Raw genomic sequence first — 25,084 nt, forward strand, 5'->3', positions numbered from 1 at the left:
GTTATGCATAGGCGCAATGCGCCGCGCAGCCCATGTCTCGCCCAAACGGGCGCGCGACGCAACGGCGATCATCGCGCCGACCTGGCAACCGGTATCGATCCGGCCGTTCAATTCAAGGTTTCGAGCGCGTTCAATTGCTGGCGGCATTCGGGAGAGCCTGTTGGGAGGACCCGCCGTCGGCGGCGCCGAGTACGGCGACTTTGCCGCCGCTCCTTTCCGGCGCCTTCAAGGCGGGGGCCTTTTCGAAGGTATCGCCCACCGAACGCAGGAGCCGTGTCACGTCTGCCGATAGCGACCGCGGCCGCACCAGCGGCGGCAGGGCATTTTCATCCGGCTTGGCATTGGCGACCTCCGGTTGCTTGCTCGGTGCAGGCGCCGGGGACGTTATCCCCGGTATCTGGCGGTGCTCGATGCCCTGTTCGGCATAATCCATCAGCCGCTTGAAGGTCATTGCCGGCAGCGAACCGCCGGTCATGTTGTTGGTCGAAGTATAGTCGTCGTTTCCGAACCAGACCGCCGTCGTGTAGTCACCGGTAAAACCGACGAACCAGGCGTCGCGATAGGCCTGGGTGGTGCCGGTCTTGCCGCCGGTAACGATGCCGTTGTCGAGGGCCGCCTTGCGTGCCGTGCCGATCACCGGGATCTGCGTCAGCATCGAATTCATCGATGCGTTGGCCTGCTCGGAAAGGATGCGTCTGGCCGGCGGTTCGTCGCGGGAAAAGTCGTAGAGGATGTCGCCGTCATAATTCAGGATCTGGCTGATGCCGTGGCGGCGTGATTGTAGGCCGCCGGCTGGGAACACGGCATAGGCCGTCGCCTGGTCGAGTACCGTCACTTCGGAGGTGCCGAGCGGCATCGTCTTGTCGGTGCGCAGTGGCGTTTCGATGCCCATGTTCTTGGCGGTCTGCGCGATCAGCTCCGTGCCGAGCTTGTCCTTGGCGAGGCGCACCGGGATCGAGTTGATCGACCTAGCGATCGCCGTCAGGATGGTGATGCGGCCGGCATAGCTGCGGCCGTAATTCTGCGGTGACCATCCGCGCCAGGTGATCGGTGCGTCGACGACGATGGTCTCCGGCGTCATGCCTTTTTCCATGGCCGCCGCGTAGGTGTAGACCTTGAAGGAAGACCCCGGTTGGCGCAGCGCCCGCGTGGCGCGGTTGAACTGGCTCTCGCCATAGTCGCGGCCGCCGACCATCGCCCTGACAGGACCTCCGTTTTCGACCATCACCAGTGCGCCCTGCTTCACATGGAAGCTCTCGCCATATTGCCGAAGGCTGGACTCGACCGAATCCTCGGCCGCATTCTGCAGCCCCATGTCGATGGTGGTGCGCACGATGAGTGAATGCTGGGCAAATGGCCGGGCGATGCGCTGCACTTCGTCAAACGCCCAGTCGAGGAAGAAGTCGGGCGCCTTCACCTGGGCGCGATCGATGACGGTTGCCGGGTTGAGACGTGCCGCAATCACTTGGCCCTCAGTCATCAGCCCGCCCTGGACGAGGTTTGTCAAAACCTCGTTGGCGCGGCCGCGGGCGGCCGGCAGGTTGACGTGCGGGGCGTAGCGCGCCGGTGCCTTGAAGAGGCCGGCGAGCATGGCGGATTCCGCCAGGTTGACGTCGGTGATCGCCTTGCCGAAATAAAACTGCGCCGCTGCCGCAGCACCAAACGTCCCGCCGCCCATATAGGCGCGGTCGAGGTAGAGCCGCAGGATCTCTTTCTTCGAAAGGTTGGATTCGAGCCAGATGGCCAGAAACGCTTCCTTGATCTTGCGCTCGATCGTGCGCTCGTTCGACAGGAACAGGTTCTTGGCGAGCTGCTGCGTCAGCGTCGAGCCGCCCTGGACGACACCGCCGGCGCGTGCATTCTCGGTCATGGCGCGGGCGAGCCCGAGAAAATCGATGCCGTAGTGGTCGAAGAAGCGCCGGTCTTCCGTTGCGAGCACAGCCTTGATCAGATGATCCGGCAATTCGTCGATCGGCACGGAATCTTCGTGAATGATGCCGCGATGGCCGATTTCGTTGCCGTAGCGGTCAAGGAAGGTGACGGCGAAATCGCTTTGCGCCCGCCAGTTGCCCTTGGTCTCCTCGAAGGCCGGAAGAGCGAGAGCCAGCATCAGCACCGAGCCGGCCGTTCCCCAGGTCATACCTTCACCGAGGACCTCGAAGACCGCCTTCTTCCAGCCCGTGACGCGGAAGCGGCGGAAGAAAATAGTGGTATCTTCCCACCATTGTGAGAGTTTGAACCCGGCATTCCAGACCGTCGAATCGATCCAGGAATCGATTCTCAGAAAGATGTGCCGCTTTTTCGGCCGGTTATCGTCTTTCCTCGGTTCCCGCACGGTCTCAACGTCCTGAAGGCTTTTGGCATCATGCCGGTGCCGCGCGATATTTGCACGGCGTCAAATTCCAATCTACTTGCATATCGCGCCGGTGGCCTTAAAAAACCGGCAATTTTCTGCGAAATTTCTCTCCTGCATGTTTCCTTTGGTCGTCGCCGATTAAAGGACAAACCTGCAGCAACTCAAATCGCTACTGTGACCTTTGCACGTCTGATAAGACGTGCCGCGCAGTAGCGCGACCGATTTGACGAAAGTGTGATGGCGATGGGCGAAATGCCTTTCTGGAAGGCGAAGAGCCTTGACGAGATGAATGACGCGGAGTGGGAAAGCCTCTGCGACGGCTGCGGGCTCTGTTGCCTCAACAAGCTCGAGGATTGGGAAACGGCAGAGATCGCCTGGACCTCGATCCGCTGCACGCTGCTCGACGGCGAGAGCTGTCGGTGCAAGGACTATCCGAACCGTCAGGCAACGGTGCCGGATTGCATTCAGCTGACGCCGGACGCGGTGCGCGAGATTACCTGGCTGCCGCCGACCTGCGGCTATCGGCTGGTGGCGGAAGGCCGCGACCTCTATTGGTGGCATCCGCTGCTCTCGGGCGATGCCGAGACGGTGCACACCGCCGGCATTTCCGTGCGTGGCCGCACCGTTGCGGAAGACGGCATCGACATCGAGGACTACGAGGATTACCTCGTGACCTGGCCGCTGGAAGTCGGCGAGAAAAGTTTGGGTTAACAGCCTGTTAGCTGCCCTTGCGGAATCGGTTTTGGAACGGGGCGCCATTGCAGGCACTGCGGAGAGCAGCTAGAGATCGGTGGTATTCCATCGTTCTCAGGCATTCCGATGATCAGCACCGACCGCCTCATTCTCCGCAGACCGCAGCTGGAGGATTTCGAGCCCTATCAGCAGATGTGGTCGGATCCAGAGATCCTTCGTCATATCGCACCGGCCCCCTTTTCCGGCGAACAGATGTGGACGCGGTTTTTGCGTCAGGAGGGCGGCTGGCAGTTCTTTGGCTTCGGTTATTTCGTGATCGTAGAGAGAAGCTCCGGGCGCTTCGTCGGGCAGGTCGGCTTTCAGGAACTGCGCCGCGAGATTTCTCCCGCCCTGACCGGGACGATGGAGACCGGCTGGACGATCGCGCCTGAGGCGCAGGGACGCGGTTATGCCAGCGAAGCTGCGCATGCGGCTTTCGGCTGGGCGCGGGAACATCACGCCGGACGCCGCGTAACCGCTATCGTCAGCCCGGCCAATGCGGCATCGATCAGAATCGTGGAGAAACTCGGCATGCGGCCGTTCGCGCAGACGGAGTATCACGACAAGCCGGTCACGCTTTTCGACTATGTTCTCTGAGACGATTGCCTGCGGATAGAAGGTCGTCTGCAGACGGCTTTCGAAACGTCGATGCCGGCCGCGTCAATGACGGCCGTTCTTCTTCACCAGGCTTTTGGGGGCAACATTGCGCCACGCGGTTTCCATCGACTGGCGAACGAGATCCTCGTCGGCCTCGACAAAGTAGAGCGAGGTCCAGCCCTTGTTGCCCCAGCCACCGGGGACCGCAGCGCAGACGCCGGGTTCCATTTCCAGCAGCATGCGCTGCTGATCCGGTGTGAACTTGAAAACCGCCCGCCCTGCCTCGGGCAGAGACATGAAGATGCGCTTGCCCACACGGAAGTCCCGCGTGCCGAAATGGGCATTTTCTTCCGTTCCCGGCAGGCTCAGCGCCAGTTTTTCAATCTCGTCGGTCAGCATGGAAAAAGAGTAACACGGTTTTTCCGATTGGCCAAAAGGCAGGAAATCGCCACACGGCTGGCCATACGCGCGGCTCGATACGCCACCGCGGGAGGCGGGATTCACAGCGTTGTCAGCTTCTTTTGGGGCTGCGCGGGCGGGGGGAATACCAGCTGGATGCGACCGATCACCCCCGAGAACGAGAAGGCTCTTCAAGACACAAGGCGCTTAGAGCTGCATTAAGCCAAAAAGCGAAAGCCGCTCGCGGCGTTGACCGCGGGCGGCTTTAAGGTCGATGGGCATAGTCGTGTCGACAAGCCTATTCTCGCGCGCTAGCGCAGGCTTATTCAGCCGGCTGAACGGGCTTCGGTGTTGTCTGGGTGGCTGAGCGCATTTCGCGCCATTCGCTTTCGAAACGGTCCAGCAGCGACTGCGGTACCTTGGACTGCTGAGATGCCGGCTGGTTGTTTACGAGCGTCTGCATCCGATCCTCCCGGGCCTGTTGCAAATTCATGACTAGTTGACGGGCGGACAATTTCACATCGTAAACGCTTTGTAAATCAGTGGCTTAAATCATTTAAACGATTGAAAAATCTTTAAATCGATTAATTTTTCAATGATCCACAGTTGCATTCAGCCGACCGGGGACAGCGGGCCAATTTGGCGCTCGGTGAGTCGGGAGGGCGGTCTTTTGAGCAAGCGGCTTTGGCGATCAGGCGCTGTAGTGGGTTGATAGCGCGCGTGCGCGACGTCACCGCAAAGCGAGCAAGTTCAGTTGCGAACGGCGTTTCGATAATCGCGATCTGGCTGTGAGATGAGAGTATTTGACCCCATGAGGCGGCCTGAAGGCCCGACGTGCGCGCGGCAACACCAAACAATGCAGAGGCTTAGATGAGGGGTCGGACTCTTCGCCGGATCGCGCTCATTCAACCCCGCAAGAGCCGGACTCAACTTTGGAAGATGTGCGGCCAAGAGATTCAAAGGACTCGGGATTTCGAGCCCACTTCAAGTCTTGCCGTAAGCCGAGCGACGGAGGCTGCGGCCATCTGGTTCTCGACCGAGTACCCAACGATAGCAGGAAGGGCTTAACAAATGGCTGATCGTCAAGCCGGCGGCTCCGTCGCGGAATGCGCCTCGTTGATTGGCGGCTGGCACGGCGCTGCAGCGGATCGATGTTCGGCACGGACCGCTGTCAGGCGGAGGTTTTCTTCCGTCGAGTTTCACCGTCGAAGGAATCGTTGCAATCTGCGGTCGGGTCACTGTGGATACAGCCATTCACAGGTGGCTGTTCGCCCGGCTGGGCGGCCGACATTCATTTGCCATTCAGCCTCTATCGGTTATTGCTTTTGCCATGATGCTTCCCAAGTCGAAAGTGCGTTCATGTCTTCACCAGTGATCATAGCCGCGCTTGCCGCAGGCCTTGCGGGCTTTGCTCCGCCTGAGGTCAACGTGCCCACGGACTTTGTCGTCCGCGTGGCCGGCGATTGCAGCGCGGCTGCTCAGCAAGTCGTTTCGGAAACCGGCGGCGAACTGCTGTCGGCACAGCCGACGTCCGATGGCCAGTGCGTGATCACGGTGCTTGTGCCGGGCAATGGCGGGCGACCGAAAAAGGTGACCGTAAGGGTGCCGATGTAATTCGCCCGTGACGACGGTGCGAAAGAGGAAAAGTGGGTACGAATGCGCATTCTGATAGTCGAGGACGACGTCAACCTGAACCGGCAGCTCGCCGAAGTGCTGAAGGAGGCCGGCTACGTCGTCGATCAGGCCTATGACGGCGAAGAGGGTCACTATCTCGGCGATGCCGAGCCCTATGACGCCGTGATCCTCGATATCGGCCTGCCCGAGATGGACGGCATCACCGTTCTTGAAAAATGGCGCGGCGGCGGCAAGAGCATGCCGGTGCTGATCCTGACGGCGCGTGATCGCTGGAGCGACAAGGTGGCCGGCATCGATGCCGGTGCCGACGATTATGTCGCCAAGCCGTTCCATGTCGAGGAGGTGCTTGCCCGCATCCGCGCGCTGATCCGCCGGGCGGCCGGCCACGCAAGCTCGGAAATTGTCTGCGGCCCGGTGCGGCTCGACACAAAGGGGTCGAAGGCAACCGTCGACGGAACGGCGCTGAAGCTGACGTCGCACGAGTTCCGGCTGCTCTCCTACCTCATGCACCACATGGGCCAGGTCGTATCCCGGACGGAACTGGTCGAACACATGTACGATCAGGACTTCGACCGCGATTCCAACACGATCGAAGTTTTTGTCGGCCGTCTTCGCAAGAAGATCGGCAACGACCTGATCGAGACGGTGCGCGGCCTCGGATACCGCATGCAAGCGCCCGGCAATGGCAATTAGATCCCTTACGGCCCGCGTATTGGCGGTTTCGACCGTCTGGGCCGTCGTTGCCCTGGTGGTGATCGGGGTTGTCATCTCAGCCCTCTACCGGCAAGGATCGGAACGCGGCTTCAAGGACCTGCTGCGTGCCCAGCTTTTCAACGTCGTCAACTCGATTTCGGTCAATGAGAAGACGGTGCTTGCCGGCAGTCCCCAGCTCGGCGACCTGCGCTTCTCCCAGCCGCAGACCGGCTGGTACTGGATCGTCGATCCGATCGGCGAGTTCGACACGCCGCCGCTGATTTCTACCTCGCTCGGCAACGCGAAGCTGCCGATCGCGAGCGTCGACGAAGTCCCCTTCGATACCGGTTACGTCCGTTTCTACACCACCAAGGACCCGTTCGGAAACGAGGTCGAAGTGGCCGAGACCGAAGTCGTTCTCGACATTCAGGGCCACACCGCCCGTTTCCGCGTTGCCGGCAATCGTGACGTTCTAGAGGCGGACATCAACCGCTTTACCCGCAATCTGACCATCGCGCTCTCGATCTTCGGCCTCGGCGGGCTCGGCATGAACGCGCTGACCATTCTCTTCGGTCTCAGACCGCTCGACCAGGTCCGCCGCTCGCTGGAGAAGATCCGGGCCGGCGAAAGCGAAAGGCTCGATGGTGCCTTTCCGCGCGAGATCCAGCCACTTGCAAACGAAGTGAATGCGCTGATTGACAGCAACCGCCGCATCGTCGAGCGGGCGCGCATGCAGGTCGGCAACCTCGCGCACTCGTTGAAGACGCCGATCGCGGTCCTCCTCAACGAGGCCCGCGTGCTTGAGGCGTCGCATGGCGAACTCGTCAGAAACCAGGTCGATGCGATGCAGATGCAGGTTCAATCCTATCTGAGCCGCGCGCGGATCGCCGCCCAGCGCGAATCCATTCTCGCCCGCACAGAAGCGCAGCCGGCGCTGGAGCGGCTTGTGCGCGTGATGCGCAAGCTCAATCCGGAAAAAGAGGTTCATCTGTCGATCAACCCGCCGGGCCTGGTGCTAGCGATGGAGCTGCAGGATGTCGAGGAGACTGTCGGTAACCTGCTCGAAAACGCCGCTCGCCACGCCAAGGGCGAGGTCTGGCTGAATGTTCGTCCGGCTACAAACGAAGAGCACGCAAAGGAAACCGGTCGGCAATGGATCGTTCTCGACGTCGACGACGACGGAGCTGGCCTCGACCCGGATCAGATCGCGCTGGCGATGAAGCGCGGCAAGCGGCTGGATGAGAGCAAGCCGGGAACGGGCCTCGGTCTGTCGATCGTCAGTGAAATCGTACGGGAATATCAGGGCACGCTGACGCTGTCGCGCCGGGAAGAGGGCGGGCTGCGCGCCGAGCTCGTGCTGCCGGCTGCGGTTTAGGTGTCACACTGGCGCGCGAAAGTATCGCGTCGACTGCCCTTCCAGTTGCCTCTGCCAACAGGGAATGCCAAAAGAAAATCAAAGGGAAGTCTCCGCTCGGCCCCGCCGGTCGGCGCAGGCGGAGCCCCGCGTTAGAAAGTACATGTCGCGGATCATGAGGAACCAGGCAGAAATGACACGAACTATTGTCGTCAGCGGCAGGATCGCGTTGATCGCGTCGGCGGTGGCTCTTGCCGGCTGCAGCACCACCTCGGGCGGACAGACCGCGGCGGCCGGGTTGGGCACGACCGCGACCCGCAGCGTGTCTTCGACGACCTACATCACGGCCCTGCAGGGCGGCGTTATCGGCCGGCTCAGCAATCTCGATATCGGAACGTCGGACCGCCAGCGTGCGCTCGAGGCCGAGTACCGCGCCCTGGAGGCTGCTCCGGGCGGTCAGCCGGTCAACTGGCAGGGGCGTAGCGTCACCGGTTCGGTCGTCGCCGCCGCACCTTATCAGGTCGGTTCGCAGAACTGCCGCCAGTACAGCCACACCGTGACCGTCAAGGGACAACCGACGACGGCGCGTGGTGCGGCCTGCCGGAATTCCGACGGAAGCTGGACGCCGCTCAGCTGACCGGATTTCCGGTTGCGGCGAAACGCCTCAAATCTCTGTCATTGCAGGTTTTCGAGTTGGAATGGCATGGGTGCCATAGTATTGAGCATCCATGTTGTTCTGGATCCTCGTCGCCACGTTGACGGCGGCTGTAGCTGTCGTACTCATCCTCCCGCTCTTGCGGGCGGCAGCGCCCGCATCGTCTCCCCATAGTCATGATATCGAAGTTTATCGCGATCAGCTCGATGAACTGACGCGTGACCAGGAGAGCGGCCTGATCAGCGGCGACGATGCCGAACTCGCCCGCGCCGAGGTCGCCCGCCGGCTGCTTGCGGCTGGCGAGATCGACAATGCCGCCGAGCCGGCCGCAGCCACGCGCCGCGGCGTCAACATCGTGGCGCAGGCCTTCGTGCTTCTCTGTCTTCCCGCAATTGGGCTCTGTCTCTACATGTTCACTGGCAGCCCAGGGGTTCCGGCGCAGCCTTTGGCGGCGCGCCTTGCCGATCCCGGTGCCGATATCAACATTCTGATTGCGCGGGCGGAAAATCACCTGGCGCAGAACCCGAACGACGGTGCCGGCTGGGACGTGCTGGCGCCAATCTACATGCGCAACGGTCGCGTCGAGGAGGCGGTCGCCGCCTATGACAGCGCCGTGCGCCTGCTGGGGCCGACGCCGGCGCGGCTGGGTGGCTATGCCGAGGCGGTGATCACGCTGTCCGGCGGACTTGTGACCACCGAAGCGCAGTCGGCTCTCCGCAGATCCCTCGCCATCGACCCGAACGACCCGCGTTCCGAATTCTATCTTGCCCTTGGCCTGAAGCAGGAAGGCAAGAAGGACGAGGCGCTTGCAGCCTTCAACAGGCTGATCGCCAGTTCCCCGGCGGATGCGCCCTGGGTGCCGCTCGTCAAGCAGCACGTGGCCGAGCTTTCAGGTGGCGCTGCCGGCAATGTTGCGGGCGCTGCACCGGGAAATCCGAGCGCGGACGATATCGCCGCCGCACAGGACATGAACGCCGGCGACCGCCAGGAGATGATCCGCGGCATGGTCGAAAGCCTGGCGAACCGGCTTAAGGAAGACCCCGCCAACGCCGAAGGCTGGGCGCGGCTGATCCGTTCGCATGTTGTGCTTGATCAAAGAGACCAGGCGGCGGCCGCCCTAAAGGAAAGCCTGAAAACCTTCCCGGCGGACGGCGAACAGGGAAAACAGCTGCTTGCGCTGGCCCGTGAACTCGGGATCAAGACGGACGGAGAGACGCAATGACGCGAAAACAGAAGCGACTGGCGATCATCGGCGGTGGCGTCGGCTTTCTGACGCTTGCCGTCCTCCTCGTAATGTTCGCCTTCAGCCAGGCGATCGCCTATTTCTACGTGCCGAGCGATCTCGCCAAGACCGACGTGCCGCCGGGAACCCGCATCCGTCTAGGCGGGCTGGTCGAGGCCGGTTCGGTCAAGCGCGGCGACGGCAAGACCGTGACCTTCACCGTTACCGATACGCTCGGCCAGGTGCCGGTGACCTATACCGGCATCCTGCCGGACCTGTTCCGTGAGGGGCAAGGCGTGGTCACCGAGGGCACGTTCGTTGCCGGCAGCTCGGTCTTCGTTGCAGACTCCGTGCTCGCCAAGCATGATGAGACCTATATGCCGAAGGATGTCGCCGACCGCTTGAAGGCGCAGGGTGTCGAACTCAGCGGGAAGGAAACCGTTCGATGATTATCGAACTTGGACATTATGCGCTGGTTCTGGCGCTTGCGACCGCCTTCGTGCAAGCGGCTTTGCCGATCCTTGGCGCCAGGCTCAACGATCGCGCCCTGATGGAGCTCGCCTCCAGCGCGGCGATTGCCTGTTTCCTGCTCGTCGCCTTCTCCTTCGCCGTGCTGACCTTCGCCTATGTCACGTCGGATTTTTCGGTCCGCAACGTCTGGGAGAACTCGCATTCGCTGAAGCCGCTGATCTACAAGATTTCCGGCGTCTGGGGGAACCATGAAGGATCAATGCTGCTCTGGCTCTTGATCCTGGTGTTCTTTTCGGCGCTGGTCGCCACATTTGGTCGTAATCTGCCGGAAACGCTGAAGGCGAATGTGCTCGCGGTGCAGGCCTGGATTGCCGTGGCTTTCACGCTGTTCATCCTGCTGACATCCAACCCTTTCGCCCGCCTTATCCCGGCACCGGGCGAAGGCAAGGACCTGAACCCGATCCTGCAGGACGTCGGTCTCGCCATTCACCCGCCCTTACTTTATCTGGGCTATGTCGGCTTTTCCGTCTGCTTCTCCTTTGCCATCGCCGCCCTGATCGAAGGGCGTATCGACGCTGCCTGGGCGCGCTGGGTGCGTCCCTGGACCCTTGCTGCCTGGACGTTCCTGACGGCCGGCATTTCGATGGGCTCCTATTGGGCCTATTACGAGCTTGGCTGGGGTGGCTGGTGGTTCTGGGATCCGGTCGAAAACGCCTCGTTCATGCCGTGGCTTGCCGGCACCGCGCTGCTGCATTCCGCTCTGGTCATGGAGAAGCGCGAAGCGCTGAAGATCTGGACCGTGCTGCTGGCGATCATGACCTTCTCGCTGTCGCTGCTTGGCACCTTCCTCGTTCGCTCTGGCGTGCTGACTTCGGTTCATGCCTTCGCGACCGACCCGACCCGCGGCATCTTCATCCTCGCCATCCTCGTTTTTTTCATCGGCGGCGCCTTTTCGCTGTTTGCCTACCGCGCATCGCGGCTGAAAGCCGGCGGCATCTTCGCGCCGGTTTCGAAGGAAGGCGCTCTTGTCTTCAACAACCTCATCCTGACGACCGCGGCCGCGACCGTGCTGACCGGCACGCTCTACCCTCTGGTGCTTGAAGCGCTGACCGGCGACAAGATTTCGGTCGGGCCGCCCTTCTTCAACATGACCTTCGGGCTGTTGATGCTGCCACTCCTGTTTGCGGTGCCCTTCGGTCCCCTGCTGGCCTGGAAGCGCGGAGATCTCATGGGCGTTGCCCAGCGGCTGTTTGCAGCGGTTGCCGTCGGCCTCGTCGTCGGCTGCGTCTATTACTACGCCATGAACGGCGGACCGATCCTCGCTTTGTTCGGCATTGCGCTGGGCGTCTATCTGATCGCCGGTTCGGTGACGGATCTGGCGCTGCGCTCGGGGCTCGGCAAGGTCGCGGGCAACGTCGCCTGGCGGCGGTTCTCCGGCCTGCCGCGCTCGGCCTTCGGCACCGCACTTGCGCATATCGGCCTCGGCGTCACGCTGATCGGCATCGTCGCCGTCACCGCCTTCGAAACCGAGACCGTCGTCGAGATGAAGCCGGGTATGACCGTGGACGCGGGAGGCTACACCCTGCGGTTCGACGGCATGCGCAACGGTAGCGGTCCGAATTATTCCGAGGAATCCGGCCATTTCACCATCAGCAGCGGTGGCGTCGTCGTCACCGACATCTGGTCGTCGAAGCGGCTCTATCAGGCGCGGCGCATGCCGACCACCGAAGCCGGTATCCGTACCTTCGGCCTGAGCCAGCTCTACGTTTCGCTCGGTGACCAGATCAGCGAAGGCGGCATCGTCGTGCGCATCTGGTGGAAGCCGATGATCCTGTGCATCTGGGGCGGCACGCTGTTGATGATGGCGGGAGGTTTCGTCTCGCTCAGCGATCGCCGCCTGCGCGTTGGCGCGCCGACGCGCGCCAAGCGGCCGAAGACGATCCCGGTGGGAGCGGCCGAATGAACCGATTGCTGCTGGCGTTCTTTCTGTTTCTGGCGTCGCTCGGCCCGACCTTCGCGGTCAATCCGGATGAGGTCTTGTCCGATCCGGCACTCGAAGCACGGGCGCGGGCGATCTCGGCCGAGCTCCGCTGCATGGTCTGCCAGAACCAGTCGATCGACGATTCCAACGCAGAGCTTGCCAAGGATCTCAGGGTTCTGGTGCGCGAGAGGTTGGCAAATGGCGACAGCGACGAGGCGGTGATCGACTATGTCGTCTCGCGCTATGGCGAGTTCGTGTTGCTGAAGCCGCGGTTCGAAACCAAGACGATGATCCTGTGGGGCATGCCGATCCTGCTTTTGCTGGTCGGCGCCGCGACGTTGCTGGTGGCGGCACTCAAACGCGGCCGGCAATCGCGCGGCACGCCGCTTTCCGACGACGAGAAGGAAAAGCTGAAGAAGCTGCTTCAGCCGTAGAGCATTTCCAGGAAAAGTGCGAAGCGGCTTTCCGCCAGGAAATGCGTAAAACAGAGAGATAGCGCGTTTCTGCGACTCCGCCTAAGGCGGAAACGCTCTCGATCCCACGGGCAATGCGCCGTTGCAGACGCCCGCCACCAACATTACCAAAAATTCATCCTCCGGACAGAACTCAGTAAGGTCCAATCCGTTACATCTTTCGTCATCGGCTGTTCCTCCAGTCAGCCAAGAGCGAAATCGCTACCCCCGCGGCGATCCTCGAAATCAAGATGCCGAAGCTGCTTCCAGCGGCTTCAAGGAAGAGAAAAGGCAAAACGGATGATTACGACCAAACTCCTGCGTCCCTCCCTCAAGACTGTTCTGAAGACCTCGACCGTTGCGGGTCTTGCGGCCGTCATGCTGACCTCCGGCCTGCCGGCCACGATTGCCCAGTCCTTCGCCGAACCCGTCAAGGTCGATGCGCCCCAGGTGCCGAGCTTTGCCAATGTCGTCGACGCGGTTTCCCCGGCCGTAGTCTCCGTCCGCGTCCAGTCGCGTGCTAATCCCGTTTCCGACGAGGGCAATGGCTTCACCTTCGATTTTGGCGGTCGCGGTCTGGATGAGCTTCCCGACGATCACCCGCTGAAGCGTTTCTTCAAGGAATTCGGCGGCCCGCGCGGCGATGACCGTGCCGAACGCGGCCCCGGCCGTCGTGGCCCGCACGGCGAAGGTCGCCTGCGCCCGACTTCGCAAGGCTCCGGCTTCTTCATCTCCGAAGACGGTTACCTCGTCACCAACAATCACGTCGTTTCCGATGGCTCTGCGTTCACGGTCATCCTCAATGACGGCACCGAGCTTGACGCCAAGTTGATCGGCAAGGACAGCCGCACCGATCTCGCCGTGCTCAAGGTCGATGACAAGCGCAAGTTCACCTATGTCAGCTGGGCCGACGACAACAAGGTCCGCGTCGGCGACTGGGTCGTTGCCGTCGGCAACCCCTTCGGTCTCGGCGGCACGGTAACCTCCGGCATCATCTCGGCCCGTGGCCGCGATATCGGTTCGGGTCCCTATGACGACTATCTGCAGGTCGACGCAGCGGTGAACCGCGGCAACTCGGGTGGTCCGACCTTCAACCTTTCGGGCGAAGTGGTCGGCATCAACACCGCGATCTTCTCGCCGTCGGGCGGCAATGTCGGCATCGCCTTCGCCATTCCGGCATCCGTCGCCAAGGACGTCGTTGCCGACCTGATGAAGGACGGCTCGGTATCGCGCGGTTGGCTCGGTGTTCAGATCCAGCCGGTGAGCAAGGATATCGCCGAATCGCTCGGTCTGTCTGAGGCAGCCGGCGCACTCGTCGTCGAGCCGCAGGCCGGCTCGCCGGGCGACAAGGCCGGCATCAAGAAGGGCGACGTGGTCACTGCGCTCAACGGCGACACGATCAAGGATCCGCGCGATCTTGCCCGCAAGGTAGCCGGCATGCGCCCGGGCACCACGGTCGACGTTGCACTGTGGCGCAACGGCAAGTCGGAAACCGTCAAGCTCGAGATCGGCACGCTGCCGAAGGACGACAAGGAAGCGGCCACGGATCAGGGCAACCAGTCCGAGGAAACCCAGCCGTCGAGCGAGCAGGCCCTGGCCGACCTTGGCATGACGGTGACGCCGTCGGATGACGGCAAGGGCGTGACGATTGCCTCGGTGGACGAGGACTCGGACGCCAGCGACCGTGGCCTGAAGCAGGGCGAGAAGATCGTTTCCGTCAACAATCAGGAAGTGAAGTCGGCGGACGATATCCTCAAGGTGATCAACATCGCCAAGAAGGACGGTCGCAGCAAGGCGCTCTTCCAGATCGAGGCCGAGAACGGCAGCCGCTTCGTGGCGCTTCCCATCGATCAGGGTTGATCGCGGCTGCGAATGAATGACCAGGGCGCCGCGATATCCAAGCGATTTCGCGGCGCCGGCCGTTTGGGGCGAAGTGATCGCCATGCCGGTTGTCGGAAGAACCGAAACCGGTTGAGACAGACAGGGGTCCGGGACTATGGTCACGCGTATGAAGATTCTTATTATTGAAGACGATATCGAGGCAGCCGCCTATCTGGCAAAGGCGTTCCGGGAAGCCGGCATCGTCTGTGATCACGCGAGCGACGGCGAAAGCGGCCTCTTCATGGCCAGCGAAAACAGCTACGACGTTCTCGTGGTCGACCGCATGTTGCCGCGCCGCGATGGCCTGTCGGTGATTTCGGAGCTGCGTCGCAAGGAAGTCCATACGCCGGTGCTCATTCTGTCGGCGCTCGGCCAGGTCGATGATCGGGTGACGGGTCTGCGCGCCGGCGGCGACGACTACCTGCCGAAACCCTATGCCTTCAACGAGCTTCTCGCCCGCGTTGAAGTGCTCGGCCGCCGCAAGGGTACGCCGGAACAGGACATGGTCTACCGGGTCGGAGATCTCGAGCTCGACCGCCTGTCGCACTCGGTTCGCCGCCAGGGCAAGGAAATCCCGCTGCAGCCGCGCGAGTTCCGGCTGCTCGAGTACCTGATGAAAAATGCCGGCCAGGTCGTGACCCGCACGATGCTGCTCGAAAACGTCTGGGACTATCACTTCGATCCGCAGACCAATGTCATCGACGTGCACGTGTCGCGACTGCGTTCCAAGATCGAGAAGGACTTCGATCTGCCGCTGCTCCGAACCGTGCGCGGCGCCGGCTATATGATCAAGGATGACCGGACCGCCAGCGCATGAGCAAACTCGGCGTCCTGTTGAGGACAACCGCCGTCCGGTTGTCCGCGCTCTATCTGATCCTCTTCTCGCTCTGCGCCGCCTTTCTCGTCTTCTATGTCACCGGCATGTCCGAGCGTCTGCTACAGCAGCAGACGCGCGACGCAGTGACCGCAGAGGTGACCCAGATCGAGCAGGTCTATACCCGTGCGGGGATCAATGGGCTGCTGCGCTCATTGGAACGGCGCGCGCGCCAGCCTGGCGCCAATCTCTATGTGATCGCCGGGCCAAGCGGTGAAATCCTTGCTGGCAATGTGGCGAGCCTGGAGCCGGGCCTTCTCGATCGCGAAGGCTGGACGGAGAAACCCTTTGCCTACCAGCGCTATACCGACGAGACCCGCCAGGACAGCCATGTGGCACTTGCCCATGTGCTGATGCTCGACAACGGCCTGCGCATCCTTGTTGGCCGTGACCTGCAGGAGCCGCAGAAGTTTCGTGCGCTGGTGCGCCAGGCGCTGATGGTCGCCCTCGGCATCATGGGCCTCGGTGCGCTGATCATCTGGTTTGCCATCGGCCGCAATGCGCTGAAGCGCATCGACCGCATGTCCGAGGCGAGCACCAAGATCATGGCGGGCGACCTGTCGCAGCGTCTGCCGACCAGCGGTTCCGGCGACGAATTCGACCGGCTTTCCGAATCGCTGAACGCGATGCTCGGCCGCATCGAGAAGCTGAACGAGGGGCTGCGCCAGGTCTCCGACAACATCGCCCACGACCTGAAGACACCGTTGACGCGGCTGCGCAACAAGGCGGAAGCCGCACTTGCGCGCAAGGGTACAAGTCAGCGCGGCGCGCTGGAGGAAATCATCGGCGAGTCGGATCAGCTGATCCGCACCTTCAATGCGCTCCTGATGATTTCGCGCGTCGAAGCGGGTTCGGCTGCTGCCGAGATGAGCGAGATCGACCTTTCGCAGATTGTGTCGGATTGCGTCGAACTCTATGAACCAGTCGCCGAAGATGTCGGCCTGCGGCTGGAGGCGGATGTGGCGCCAGGCATGGTGATTTCGGGCAATCGCGAGCTTGTCGGCCAGGCGCTCGGCAATCTACTCGACAATGCGATCAAATATGCCGAAGGCGCCGCCGATCCGCTGATCAAGGTTTCGCTCGGCAGGCGCGACGGCAAAGTCGTTCTTTCGGTTGCCGACCACGGGCCGGGTGTTCCTAGGGAAAAGCGCGACGAAGTCGTCAAGCGCTTCGTTCGGCTGGATGAGAGCCGCTCCAAGCCCGGCACGGGTCTCGGCCTGTCGCTCGTCGAGGCAGTGATGGAGATGCATCATGGTGTGCTGGATCTGGCTGCAACCGATGCTGATGGCGCTGACAACTGCAAGGGACTGACGGTACACATGGTTTTCCCGGCGTCCGCGACCTGATAGACCGGTTTGCGGAGAACACGGGGGAACGGTATGCAGGACACGATGGCAGGGCACTGGTGGGGCATGGAGACGGCGCCGATCAAACCGGCAAGCCAGGCTGACGCCAAATCCGCGCTGTCGGTGCTGAAGGATATGGCCAAGGGCCATGACCAGATCAGCCGTCTGCTGGCATCCGAAACGCCGTTCAAGGCGTTCATCGTCGCTGCCTTTGCCCTGTCGCCATTCCTGCGCGACACCGGCGGCAGCCAGCCCGGCATACTCGAACAGCTCCTGTCGGAGCCGCTGCAGGAATTTCTCACCGAAAGGGTCCGGCGGGCGCGGGATGCCTGGGTATCGGCAGAGCCCGGCGTGGCACTGCCAGATACCGAGATCATGACGCGGCTTCGAAAGGCCAAGCGCGAGCTAGCCTTCGCCGTTGCGCTTGCGGACCTCTCACGACATTTCGACGGTCGCGAGACGACGCGCTGGCTGAGCGAATTTGCCGGCGCTGCCGTTTCGGCAACGATCGATCATCTGCTGCTGAGCGGTCACCAGGGCGGCAAGCTCGCGCTCAAGGACGTGACGGCCCCGAGCCGGGGGTCTGGCGTTGTCGTGCTCGGCATGGGCAAGCTCGGCGCCTTCGAGCTCAATTACTCCTCCGACATCGATCTCGTGGTCTTCTACGATCCGCAGTCCGGCATCATCATCGATCGCGACGATGCATCCGAGACCTTCGGCCGGCTTCTGCGCCGCCTCATCCGCATTCTCCAGGAGCGCAGCGGCGACGGCTACGTCTTTCGCACCGACTTGCGGCTGCGCCCGGATCCCGGCTCGACGCCACTCGCAATCCCCGTCGAGGCGGCGATGCTCTATTACGAGAGCAGGGGGCAGAACTGGGAGCGCGCAGCTTTCATCAAGGCGCGGCCCGTTGCCGGCGACATAGCTGCGGGCGATGCCTTCTTGAAGGAATTGACGCCGTTCGTCTTCCGCAAGTATCTCGACTATGCGGCAATCGCCGACATCCATTCGATCAAGCGGCAGATTCACGCCCACAAGGGCCATGGCGAGATTGCGGTCAAGGGACACAATATCAAGCTCGGCCGCGGCGGCATTCGTGAGATCGAGTTCTTCGTTCAGACCCAGCAGCTGATCGCCGGTGGACGCATGCCCGAACTGCGGCTGAAGGCGACGGAGCCGATGCTGCATGCGCTGGTAACGGCCGGCTGGATCGACGAGACGACCGCGGCCGAACTGGTCGAGGCCTACTGGTTCCTTCGCGATGTCGAGCACCGCATTCAGATGGTGCGTGACGAACAGACCCATGTGCTGCCGGAGACCGAGGCAGAGCTGAAGCGGATCGCCTTCATGCTCGGCTTCGAGGATACGGCTTCCTTCTCCAAGGCGCTGTCGAAGGTGCTGCGCACCGTCGAGCGCCGTTATGCCCAGCTCTTCGAGCAGGAGGCGAAGCTTTCGAGCGAGACGGGCAATCTGGTTTTCACCGGCCAGCGCGACGATCCCGATACGCTCGAGACCCTAAGAAAGCTCGGCTTCCAGCGGCCGTCGGACATCTCGCACACGATCCGCACCTGGCATTACGGCCGCTACCGCGCGACGCAGTCGGTCGAGGCGCGCGAGCGGCTGACGGAGCTGACGCCGCAGCTCCTGCGCGTCTTCGGCGAAAGCCGGCGCGCCGACGAGGCGCTCCTGCGTTTCGACCATTTCATCTCGGGCCTGCCGGCCGGCATCCAGCTGTTTTCGCTGCTCGGCAACAATCCGCGGCTCTTGTCATTGATCGTCAACATCATGTCCTCGGCACCAAGGCTGGCCGAGATCATCGCGGCGCGGCCGCATGTGTTCGACGGCATGCTCGACCCGGGCCTTCTGGCGGAGCTGCCGACCCGGGATTATCTGGCGCCGCGCATCGCCAACTTCGTTGCCGGCGCCCGCCACTATGAAGAGGTGCTCGACCGGCTGCGCATCATCGCCGCCGAACAGCGGTTCCTGATCGGCATCCGCCTGTTGACCGGCTCGATTTCGGGCGCGCAGGCCGGTCGCGCCTTTACCGATCTCGCCGACCTGATCATCGCTGCCGCAGTGGACGCGGTGCTCGCCGAGGTCCGTTCGGTCCATGGCGATTTTCCGGGTGGGCGCATTGTCGTCGTCGGCATGGGCAAGCTCGGCAGCCACGAGTTGACGGCGGGCTCCGACGTCGACCTGATCCTGCTCTACGACTATGACGACGCGGCCCCGGAATCGGATGGCGGCAAGCCGCTCGATCCGATGCGCTATTTTACCCGGTTGACGCAGAGGTTGATTGCAGCGCTCTCAGCGCCCACAGCCGAGGGCGTACTCTATGAGGTCGACATGCGGCTGCGGCCGTCCGGCAACAAGGGCCCGGTCGCCACCCGCATCAACGCCTTTGCCAAGTACCAGCGGGAAGAGGCCTGGACCTGGGAGCATCTGGCCCTGACGCGGGCGCGCTGCATCTGCGGCGACGACAGTCTGAAGGCGCAAGCCGATGCCATCTTCGCCGAAGTGCTCGGCCACACGCGTGATGTCGCCAAGGTCAGCACTGACGTGATCTCGATGCGCGAGATGATCGACAGCGAGAAGCCGCCAAGCGACATCTGGGATTTCAAGCTGATCCCCGGCGGCCTGGTCGATATCGAGTTCATTGCGCAGTACCTGGCGCTGATCGCTCCCGCCAAGGGCGTGCCGCCGCTTGAGGCCGGCGCCCACACGGCCGACGCCTTGAAGGTCCTCGGCGGTGCGATGATGAACCCCAATGATCTCGACACGACGATGGAGGCGCTGAGCCTCTTTACCGAGCTGTCGCAGATCGTGCGCCTGTGCATCGAAGGCGAGTTCGACCCGAAGGAGGCGCCTGCCGGTCTTGTCGATCTCGTCTGCCGGGCAGGGGACTATCCCGACCTGAAAACGCTGGAGGCGGATATCAGGCGGCTGTCGAAGGCCGTCCGGCGTATTTTTCAGTCGGTGGTTTCGGGATAGGGCTGCGGGTCGCTGTCGCGATCGGGCATGCGCAATGAAATGATGGTGCCGACATTTTCGGCGGAATGGATCTTCATCGTTCCGCCGTGAAGGCGCGTCAGCGACCGGGAGATGGCAAGCCCGAGGCCGGAGCCGCCCTTGCTCTTGGCATACTGGCTCTGCACCTGCTCGAAGGGCTGGCCGATCTTCTGCAGGGCATCACGCGGGATGCCGATGCCGGAGTCGGCGATCGTCAATGTCACAGCGCCCGTGACCTTGCGGGCGCGCAGCGAAATGCGCCCGCCTTCATTGGTGAACTTGACCGCGTTCGACAAGAGATTGAGCAGCACCTGCTTCATCGCCCGCCGATCCGCGACCACGGTCAGGCCCGAGGCGATTTGCTGCACCACATGGATGTTCTTCTGCTGCGCCGGGATCGTGGTGAAACGCAGCGTCTCCTCGATCAGCGGCGCGAGATCGATGGTCTCGCGGCTGATGCGCATATGGCCTGCTTCGATCTTCGACATGTCCAGGATGTCGTTGATGACGTTCAGCAGGTGTTTGCCGCTGTCGTGAATGTCGCGCGAGTATTCATCGTATTTCTCCGAGCCGAGCGGCCCGAACATCTGGGTCTGCAGGATCTCCGAAAAACCGAGAATGGCGTTGAGCGGTGTCCTCAGCTCATGGGACATATTGGCCAGGAATTCCGACTTGGCGTGGTTCGCCGCCTCGGCCCGTTCTTTTTCCGCCTGGTAGTTGGCGTTGGCGATCGACAGCTCGGTCTTCTGCCGCTCCAGGGTCATGCGCGAAGCCGAGAGATCGCCGATGGTCGCCATCAGCCGGCGCTCGGATTCGCGCAGCCGCACCTGGTGACGCTTGAGCAGCGTGATGTCGGTACCAACAGAAACGAGGCCGCCGTCGCGCGTGCGCCGCTCATTGATCTGCAGCCAACGCTCGTCGGCGAGCTGCACTTCGGTGGTCTGCGAATGGTTGCTACGGTCAGGATCCGCAATGCGGCGTTCCACTACCGGGCGTGCCGCAGCGGCGTGTACGGCGATGCGTTCGGTGCCTGGCACCAGAACGTGATCCGGCAGCTTGTAGGCTTCCTGGTAGTGCGTGTTGCACATGACCAAGCGGTCCTGCTTGTCCCAGAGGACGAAGGCCTCGGACGTACATTCGATGGCATCGGCCAGACGCTGATCAGCTTCGGCATAGCGCTGGGCGAGGCGGTGCTGCTCGGTGACATCCATGGCGATGCCGATGAGATGGGCGCGGCCTGAAACGGTGCGGATGATCTCGGCGCGGGCGCGCAGCCAGACATAATGGCCGTCCGCATGCCGCATGCGGAACACCTGGTCGATCTGTCGCGCATCGCCGCGGGCAATTGTCCGCGCCACGCCATAGATACCGCGATCGTCCGGATGCATCAGCCGTGCGGCGTCGCCGAAGGAAAGCACGCTGCTTTCGCCGGGCATGCCCAACATCTCATACATCGACCGCGACCAGAACAGCCGTCGGTTGGCAAGATCGAAATCCCAGAGGCCGCAGCGGCCGCGCGACAGGGCGGTTTCGACCCGCAGGTTCGATTCCGCAAACACCCCGTCGGCGTCGCGGGCGCGTTTGGCCTGGATGTAATAAGCGTAAAGCACCACCAGCAGGATCGCCGAGATGCCGGCAAACAGCGTCACATTCAGCGAAACCTCGTCGCGCCAGGCCGTTTCGAGCTGGGTCACCGGCGTTGCCGCCAGGACGACGCCGGCCGCTTCCGGCAACTGCGCCAAAGCGACGATATGGTCGACGCCGTTGATGGCCGTCTTCATGACGCTGGAATGTTCGCCGTAATACTGCAGCGTGGCGATATCGGGTGCAACCGAGGCAAGCGTCCGGCCGATCAGCGGCACACCATCAGGTGTGCTGGCGAAGATCCGTCCATCCTTGCGCACGGTCAAAAGAAACATGCCCGCGTCGAGCATGGTGTTGGGCAGGTATTGGGTCAGCCGCTGTTCGGCATCCCAACGCCGGCCCTCTTCGAACAGCGTCATGCCGTCAGCCTGGAACGCCGCGACCGCCGTTGCCGCGGCAAGCCCGACCGTCTGGCGCGAGTTGTCTTCCATCCGGGCGTGCTCGCCCATGATGCCGGACATGCGCGAAACGGCGACTATGATCAGGAATGCGATGATGAGGATGGGGATAGAGCGCTTGAGAATAGGTTCCGCGCTCGCAAGACGCTGCGACGTCGGCTCGGCGAAAATCTTCGCCTGCGAGATGAACTCGCGTTCCAGGCCGGAAAAGCCCGAAAACTTGAGTCGCAACCGCCCGTCGGCTGCGCTCGCTGGTCGCGCGTCCGCCATCTTACCCAATGTGAAACCCTCTGATGATTCGGCGCGCCGCTCGCCCGAATCTGACTCAATGAATCACAGGGCGATTCGCCTTGTCCAGAGGTAATGGTAAAGATTTCTTAACCATTTCTAATCGTTGGGAAATAATAGGCCGGGTCGAGCGAGCGACCCGGCCCTTGAAAAATGCCTGCATTCCCGGCCTTTTCAGGCCTTGAGCATGCGCTCGACGATGTCGCTGACATCGGCCGAAAGCTTGGTCGCGCCAGCGATTTCCTTCAGCGCATTGCGGGCATGATCGGCGCGCGTGTCTTCAAGCGAGCGCCAGGAGCGCATCGAAGTCAGGATGCGTGCCGCGAGCTGCGGATTGCGCGGATCGATATCGAGGATCTGCTTCGCGAGGAAACGGTAGCCCTCGCCATCGGCGCGGTTGAAGCCTGTCGGGTTGGCGAAGGCATAGCTGCCGACCAGAGACCGGACACGGTTCGGATTATTGCCATTGAATAGCGGCTCGGTCATCAGCGCCTTGACGCGATTGAGCGTCCCGGCCCCGGGGATTGTCGCCTGCACCGCGAACCACTTGTCGATGACGAGCGCGTTGTCGGCAAACCGTTTCCGGAAGGTTGCCAGTGCCTGAGCCGTCTCTGGCGCATCCGGGAACCGGTGCGCGAGCAATGCCAGTGCATGGCTGAGGTCGGTCATGTTGTCGGCGGCTGCGAAGACTTCTGCTGCCCGTTTCGGATCATCCTCGCCATGGACGAGATAGGTGAGTGCGGCGTTGCGCAGGGCTCGACGTCCCGCACTTTCCGCATCCGGACTGAAGGAACTCGTCGACGCCATTTCGTCGGCAAGCCGAAGGAAGGCTCCGCGGCCGGAAACCGCAATCGCCTTGAGGATCTGCTGCCGGGCGGTATGGATGGCATCGGGGTCGTTGTCGGCGCCGATCTCGCGGGCGATGTCGGCTTCGCTCGGCAGCGACAGCGCCTGCGACCGGAAAGCCGGCTCCAGTCCGTCGTCAGCCGCCGCGGCGACAAGGCCGTCGAGCAGCGCCTTTTCGCAGGTCACGGATTTGCCCGCACGGGCGTTGGCCGTCGCGGATACCAGATTGGCAAGTGCAATGGCGTTGAGTGCCTGCCAGCGTGCGAAGAGATCGCTTTCGTGCCGCGCGATCAGCGCCAGGTCGTCGTCGGTCTGCTCGATATGCAGGTTGATCGGAGCGGAAAAGCCGCGGTTGAATGAAGGCACCGGGCGCGAAGTAATGCCGGAGAAAACCACCGTCTGCTTGCGTTGGGTGAGGTGCAGCACGTCGCCGGTGATATCTGCGCCCGCCACGCTCGAAAGGTCGGCTTCCGCGCCGTTTCCAAGGAGCAGGCCCATGCGCAGCGGAATGTACATCGGCTCCTTGGCGCTTTGGCCCGGCGTCGGCGGCACGGTCTGTTCGAGCGACAGGGTGAAGGTCTGCTTGCCTGCGTCATAGGCGCCGGAGGCTGTCACCAGCGGCGTTCCCGCCTGATGGTACCAGAGCGAAAACTGGCTGAGATTGCGGCCGCTGACATCGGCGAAGCAGGCGACGAAATCCTCGATCGTCACAGCCTGGCCGTCGTGGCGTTCGAAGTAGAGATCCATGCCCTTCTTGAACAGGTCGCGGCCGAGAAGGGTCGCGATCATCCGGGTGACTTCGGAGCCCTTCTCATAGACCGTGGTCGTGTAGAAGTTGTTGATTTCACGGTATTTCGTCGGCCGGACCGGATGGGCAAGGGGGCCTGCATCCTCTGGGAACTGTTCTGATTTCAGGTGCCGGACTTCGGCGATGCGCTTGACGGCGCGCGAGCGCATGTCGGCGGAAAACTCGTGGTCGCGATAAACCGTCAGGCCTTCCTTGAGGCAGAGCTGGAACCAGTCGCGGCAGGTGATGCGGTTGCCGGTCCAGTTGTGGAAGTATTCGTGCGCGATGATCGCTTCGATATTGGCGTAGTCGGCGTCGGTGGCCGTTTCCGGATCGGCCAGCACGTACTTGTCGTTGAAGACATTGAGCCCCTTGTTCTCCATGGCGCCCATGTTGAAGTCGGAGACGGCGACGATCATGAAGATATCCAGATCGTATTCGCGGCCGAACGTCTCTTCGTCCCACTTCATCGAGCGCTTCAGCGCGTCCATGGCGTAGGCTGCGCGCGGCTCCTTGCCGTGTTCGACATAGATCTTCAGCGCGACCTCGCGGCCGGACATGGTGGTGAACGTGTCTTCGACCACGCCGAGATCGCCGGCAACCAGCGCGAAGAGATAGCTGGGCTTCAGGTGCGGATCGAACCAGGCGGCGAAATGCCGGCCATCGCCCATGTCGGCGCCGCCGAGATAGTTGCCGTTGGACAGCAGCAGCGGAGCGGATTTCTTGTCGGCGATGATGTTGACCGTATAGACGGCAAGTACATCAGGACGATCAGGGAAGTAGGTAATGCGGCGGAAGCCTTCCGCCTCGCACTGCGTGCAATAGACGCTGTTGGTGCGGTAGAGACCCATCAGCTTGGTGTTCGTCTCGGGCGAGAGCATCGTGGTGATGGTGACTTCGAACGGGGCGGTCTCGGGCAGGCCACGGATCGTCAGCGTGTCGTCGGTCACGTCGTAGAGCGCGGCTGCAAGCTCTTCCTGGTCGAGCAGCAGGCCGGTCATGACCAGCTCGTCGCCGTCAAGCACCAGCGGGGCCGATGCGTCCACGCCTTCCCGCCGATGCAGGATCAACCGCGCTTCGACCTTGGTTTCCTTCGGGTCAAGCTCGAAGGTCAGATCCACTCTTTCAAGTACGAAGTCGGTCGGCCGGTAGTCTTCCAGATGAATGATCTGGCCAGTATTTGTCCGCATGGTCAGTCCCGCTCGCGCCTTGCTACTGGTGGATTTGTAGAGGGCGCTTGTGATGGTGAAAAGGCCAAAGGGCGAAAAGCCGGATATGCCACACGATTGTGATGCCGGCGACCGCACTTCCGGCAGAAAAGACATGGTGTCCGGTATTCTTCCCGCTCCCTTATCGCCTTGACGTGTATCGAAGTGGCACTAACAAGAAATAAACCGGAAAGGTTTTTTTCGACCCCGCTAAAGAATTCTCGGCGATTGTCTTTGCTGCGATGAACTCATCAAG

19 protein-coding genes are annotated in these 25,084 nt (G+C 62.3%); 14 read left to right on the top strand and 5 right to left on the bottom strand.

Going from position 1 to position 25,084, the window contains the following annotated elements; genetic code table 11:
• Positions 1 to 130: 130 nt before the first annotated feature.
• On the bottom strand, positions 131 to 2,335 hold the full coding sequence (locus tag C6558_RS05135) for a transglycosylase domain-containing protein (RefSeq protein WP_025426335.1): 2,205 nt from the start codon (positions 2,333 to 2,335) through the stop codon (positions 131 to 133).
• A 264-nt stretch (positions 2,336 to 2,599) separates the two neighbouring features.
• On the opposite strand from C6558_RS05135, the gene C6558_RS05140 reads away from it, so the two are divergent.
• Together C6558_RS05140 and C6558_RS05145 are read left to right on the top strand one after the other, a co-directional pair.
• The gene (locus tag C6558_RS05140; protein ID WP_025426336.1) at positions 2,600 to 3,067 is read left to right on the top strand and encodes a YcgN family cysteine cluster protein; all 468 of its coding nucleotides are present in this window, start codon (positions 2,600 to 2,602) and stop codon (positions 3,065 to 3,067) included.
• Between the two features lie 108 nt (positions 3,068 to 3,175).
• Entirely contained in the window at positions 3,176 to 3,685 is a 510-nt protein-coding gene (locus C6558_RS05145; protein ID WP_025426337.1) for a GNAT family N-acetyltransferase, read from the top strand.
• A 63-nt stretch (positions 3,686 to 3,748) separates the two neighbouring features.
• Here the strand turns inward: C6558_RS05145 and C6558_RS05150 are convergent, their stop codons facing one another.
• Positions 3,749 to 4,084: an MmcQ/YjbR family DNA-binding protein gene (locus C6558_RS05150; protein ID WP_025426338.1), complete on the bottom strand. Its 336-nt coding sequence runs from the start codon at positions 4,082 to 4,084 to the stop codon at positions 3,749 to 3,751.
• 322 nt (positions 4,085 to 4,406) lie between these two features.
• Positions 4,407 to 4,547 carry a hypothetical protein gene (locus tag C6558_RS40270; RefSeq protein ID WP_164474924.1) on the bottom strand — a complete coding sequence of 47 codons (141 nt, stop codon included), beginning with the start codon at positions 4,545 to 4,547 and terminating at the stop codon, positions 4,407 to 4,409.
• Between the two features lie 896 nt (positions 4,548 to 5,443).
• Between C6558_RS40270 and C6558_RS05160 the strand changes: the two genes are divergently transcribed.
• From C6558_RS05160 to C6558_RS05215, 12 genes are all read left to right on the top strand, one after another.
• Entirely contained in the window at positions 5,444 to 5,698 is a 255-nt protein-coding gene (locus C6558_RS05160; protein ID WP_025426340.1) for a hypothetical protein, read from the top strand.
• Positions 5,699 to 5,740: 42 nt separating this feature from the next.
• Positions 5,741 to 6,412, top strand: coding sequence for a two-component system response regulator FeuP (gene feuP, locus C6558_RS05165; protein WP_025426341.1), 672 nt, complete (start codon positions 5,741 to 5,743; stop codon positions 6,410 to 6,412).
• Positions 6,402 to 7,787: a HAMP domain-containing sensor histidine kinase gene (locus C6558_RS05170; protein WP_025426342.1), complete on the top strand. Its 1,386-nt coding sequence runs from the start codon at positions 6,402 to 6,404 to the stop codon at positions 7,785 to 7,787. Before feuP ends, C6558_RS05170 begins: the two co-directional genes overlap by 11 nt.
• A 172-nt stretch (positions 7,788 to 7,959) precedes the next feature.
• Positions 7,960 to 8,403 (top strand): membrane protein, encoded by a 444-nt coding sequence (locus tag C6558_RS05175; RefSeq protein WP_025426343.1) that lies wholly within the window; start codon positions 7,960 to 7,962, stop codon positions 8,401 to 8,403.
• A gap of 91 nt (positions 8,404 to 8,494) precedes the next feature.
• Positions 8,495 to 9,643: a c-type cytochrome biogenesis protein CcmI gene (gene ccmI, locus C6558_RS05180; protein ID WP_084814544.1), complete on the top strand. Its 1,149-nt coding sequence runs from the start codon at positions 8,495 to 8,497 to the stop codon at positions 9,641 to 9,643.
• On the top strand, positions 9,640 to 10,092 hold the full coding sequence (gene ccmE / locus C6558_RS05185; protein WP_025426345.1) for a cytochrome c maturation protein CcmE: 453 nt from the start codon (positions 9,640 to 9,642) through the stop codon (positions 10,090 to 10,092). The genes ccmI and ccmE overlap by 4 nt, the downstream gene beginning before the upstream one ends.
• Positions 10,089 to 12,077: a heme lyase CcmF/NrfE family subunit gene (locus C6558_RS05190; RefSeq protein WP_025426346.1), complete on the top strand. Its 1,989-nt coding sequence runs from the start codon at positions 10,089 to 10,091 to the stop codon at positions 12,075 to 12,077. The genes ccmE and C6558_RS05190 overlap by 4 nt, the downstream gene beginning before the upstream one ends.
• A complete protein-coding gene (locus tag C6558_RS05195) occupies positions 12,074 to 12,529 on the top strand; it encodes a cytochrome c-type biogenesis protein (protein ID WP_025426347.1) in 456 nt (151 codons plus the stop codon). The genes C6558_RS05190 and C6558_RS05195 overlap by 4 nt, the downstream gene beginning before the upstream one ends.
• Positions 12,530 to 12,847: 318 nt before the next feature.
• Positions 12,848 to 14,407 (top strand): Do family serine endopeptidase, encoded by a 1,560-nt coding sequence (locus C6558_RS05200; RefSeq protein WP_025426348.1) that lies wholly within the window; start codon positions 12,848 to 12,850, stop codon positions 14,405 to 14,407.
• Between the two features lie 136 nt (positions 14,408 to 14,543).
• Positions 14,544 to 15,245: a response regulator transcription factor gene (locus C6558_RS05205; RefSeq protein WP_025426349.1), complete on the top strand. Its 702-nt coding sequence runs from the start codon at positions 14,544 to 14,546 to the stop codon at positions 15,243 to 15,245.
• Positions 15,242 to 16,648, top strand: coding sequence for a HAMP domain-containing sensor histidine kinase (locus C6558_RS05210; RefSeq protein WP_025426350.1), 1,407 nt, complete (start codon positions 15,242 to 15,244; stop codon positions 16,646 to 16,648). The genes C6558_RS05205 and C6558_RS05210 overlap by 4 nt, the downstream gene beginning before the upstream one ends.
• Positions 16,649 to 16,681: 33 nt before the next feature.
• Positions 16,682 to 19,639: a bifunctional [glutamine synthetase] adenylyltransferase/[glutamine synthetase]-adenylyl-L-tyrosine phosphorylase gene (locus C6558_RS05215; RefSeq protein WP_057211472.1), complete on the top strand. Its 2,958-nt coding sequence runs from the start codon at positions 16,682 to 16,684 to the stop codon at positions 19,637 to 19,639.
• On the opposite strand, the gene C6558_RS05220 is transcribed toward C6558_RS05215, so the two are convergent.
• Both C6558_RS05220 and pepN read right to left on the bottom strand, forming a co-directional pair.
• Positions 19,618 to 21,978: an ATP-binding protein gene (locus tag C6558_RS05220; protein ID WP_025426352.1), complete on the bottom strand. Its 2,361-nt coding sequence runs from the start codon at positions 21,976 to 21,978 to the stop codon at positions 19,618 to 19,620. The genes C6558_RS05215 and C6558_RS05220 overlap by 22 nt on opposite strands.
• 183 nt (positions 21,979 to 22,161) lie before the next feature.
• Positions 22,162 to 24,810, bottom strand: a complete 2,649-nt coding sequence (pepN, locus tag C6558_RS05225; RefSeq protein WP_084814548.1) for an aminopeptidase N — start codon at positions 24,808 to 24,810, stop codon at positions 22,162 to 22,164.
• Between the last annotated feature and the right edge of the window lie 274 nt (positions 24,811 to 25,084).

It is taken from the genome of Ensifer sp. NM-2, from assembly GCF_003024455.1.
GTDB classification, from domain to species: domain Bacteria; phylum Pseudomonadota; class Alphaproteobacteria; order Rhizobiales; family Rhizobiaceae; genus Ensifer; species Ensifer canadensis.

What these genes read in the sequence shown, in the direction of transcription:
- C6558_RS05160 (WP_025426340.1), top strand. Translation starts at nt 5,444, where the DNA reads ATGTCTTCACCAGTGATCATAGCCGCGCTTGCCGCAGGCCTTGCGGGC.
- C6558_RS05210 (WP_025426350.1), top strand. Translation starts at nt 15,242, where the DNA reads ATGAGCAAACTCGGCGTCCTGTTGAGGACAACCGCCGTCCGGTTGTCC.
- C6558_RS05190 (WP_025426346.1), top strand. Translation starts at nt 10,089, where the DNA reads ATGATTATCGAACTTGGACATTATGCGCTGGTTCTGGCGCTTGCGACC.
- C6558_RS40270 (WP_164474924.1), bottom strand. Translation starts at nt 4,547, where the DNA reads ATGCAGACGCTCGTAAACAACCAGCCGGCATCTCAGCAGTCCAAGGTA.
- C6558_RS05170 (WP_025426342.1), top strand. Translation starts at nt 6,402, where the DNA reads ATGGCAATTAGATCCCTTACGGCCCGCGTATTGGCGGTTTCGACCGTC.
- C6558_RS05205 (WP_025426349.1), top strand. Translation starts at nt 14,544, where the DNA reads ATGGTCACGCGTATGAAGATTCTTATTATTGAAGACGATATCGAGGCA.
- C6558_RS05195 (WP_025426347.1), top strand. Translation starts at nt 12,074, where the DNA reads ATGAACCGATTGCTGCTGGCGTTCTTTCTGTTTCTGGCGTCGCTCGGC.
- C6558_RS05215 (WP_057211472.1), top strand. Translation starts at nt 16,682, where the DNA reads ATGCAGGACACGATGGCAGGGCACTGGTGGGGCATGGAGACGGCGCCG.
- ccmE (WP_025426345.1), top strand. Translation starts at nt 9,640, where the DNA reads ATGACGCGAAAACAGAAGCGACTGGCGATCATCGGCGGTGGCGTCGGC.
- C6558_RS05150 (WP_025426338.1), bottom strand. Translation starts at nt 4,084, where the DNA reads ATGCTGACCGACGAGATTGAAAAACTGGCGCTGAGCCTGCCGGGAACG.
- C6558_RS05140 (WP_025426336.1), top strand. Translation starts at nt 2,600, where the DNA reads ATGGGCGAAATGCCTTTCTGGAAGGCGAAGAGCCTTGACGAGATGAAT.
- feuP (WP_025426341.1), top strand. Translation starts at nt 5,741, where the DNA reads ATGCGCATTCTGATAGTCGAGGACGACGTCAACCTGAACCGGCAGCTC.
- C6558_RS05200 (WP_025426348.1), top strand. Translation starts at nt 12,848, where the DNA reads ATGATTACGACCAAACTCCTGCGTCCCTCCCTCAAGACTGTTCTGAAG.
- C6558_RS05145 (WP_025426337.1), top strand. Translation starts at nt 3,176, where the DNA reads ATGATCAGCACCGACCGCCTCATTCTCCGCAGACCGCAGCTGGAGGAT.
- pepN (WP_084814548.1), bottom strand. Translation starts at nt 24,810, where the DNA reads ATGCGGACAAATACTGGCCAGATCATTCATCTGGAAGACTACCGGCCG.
- C6558_RS05175 (WP_025426343.1), top strand. Translation starts at nt 7,960, where the DNA reads ATGACACGAACTATTGTCGTCAGCGGCAGGATCGCGTTGATCGCGTCG.
- ccmI (WP_084814544.1), top strand. Translation starts at nt 8,495, where the DNA reads ATGTTGTTCTGGATCCTCGTCGCCACGTTGACGGCGGCTGTAGCTGTC.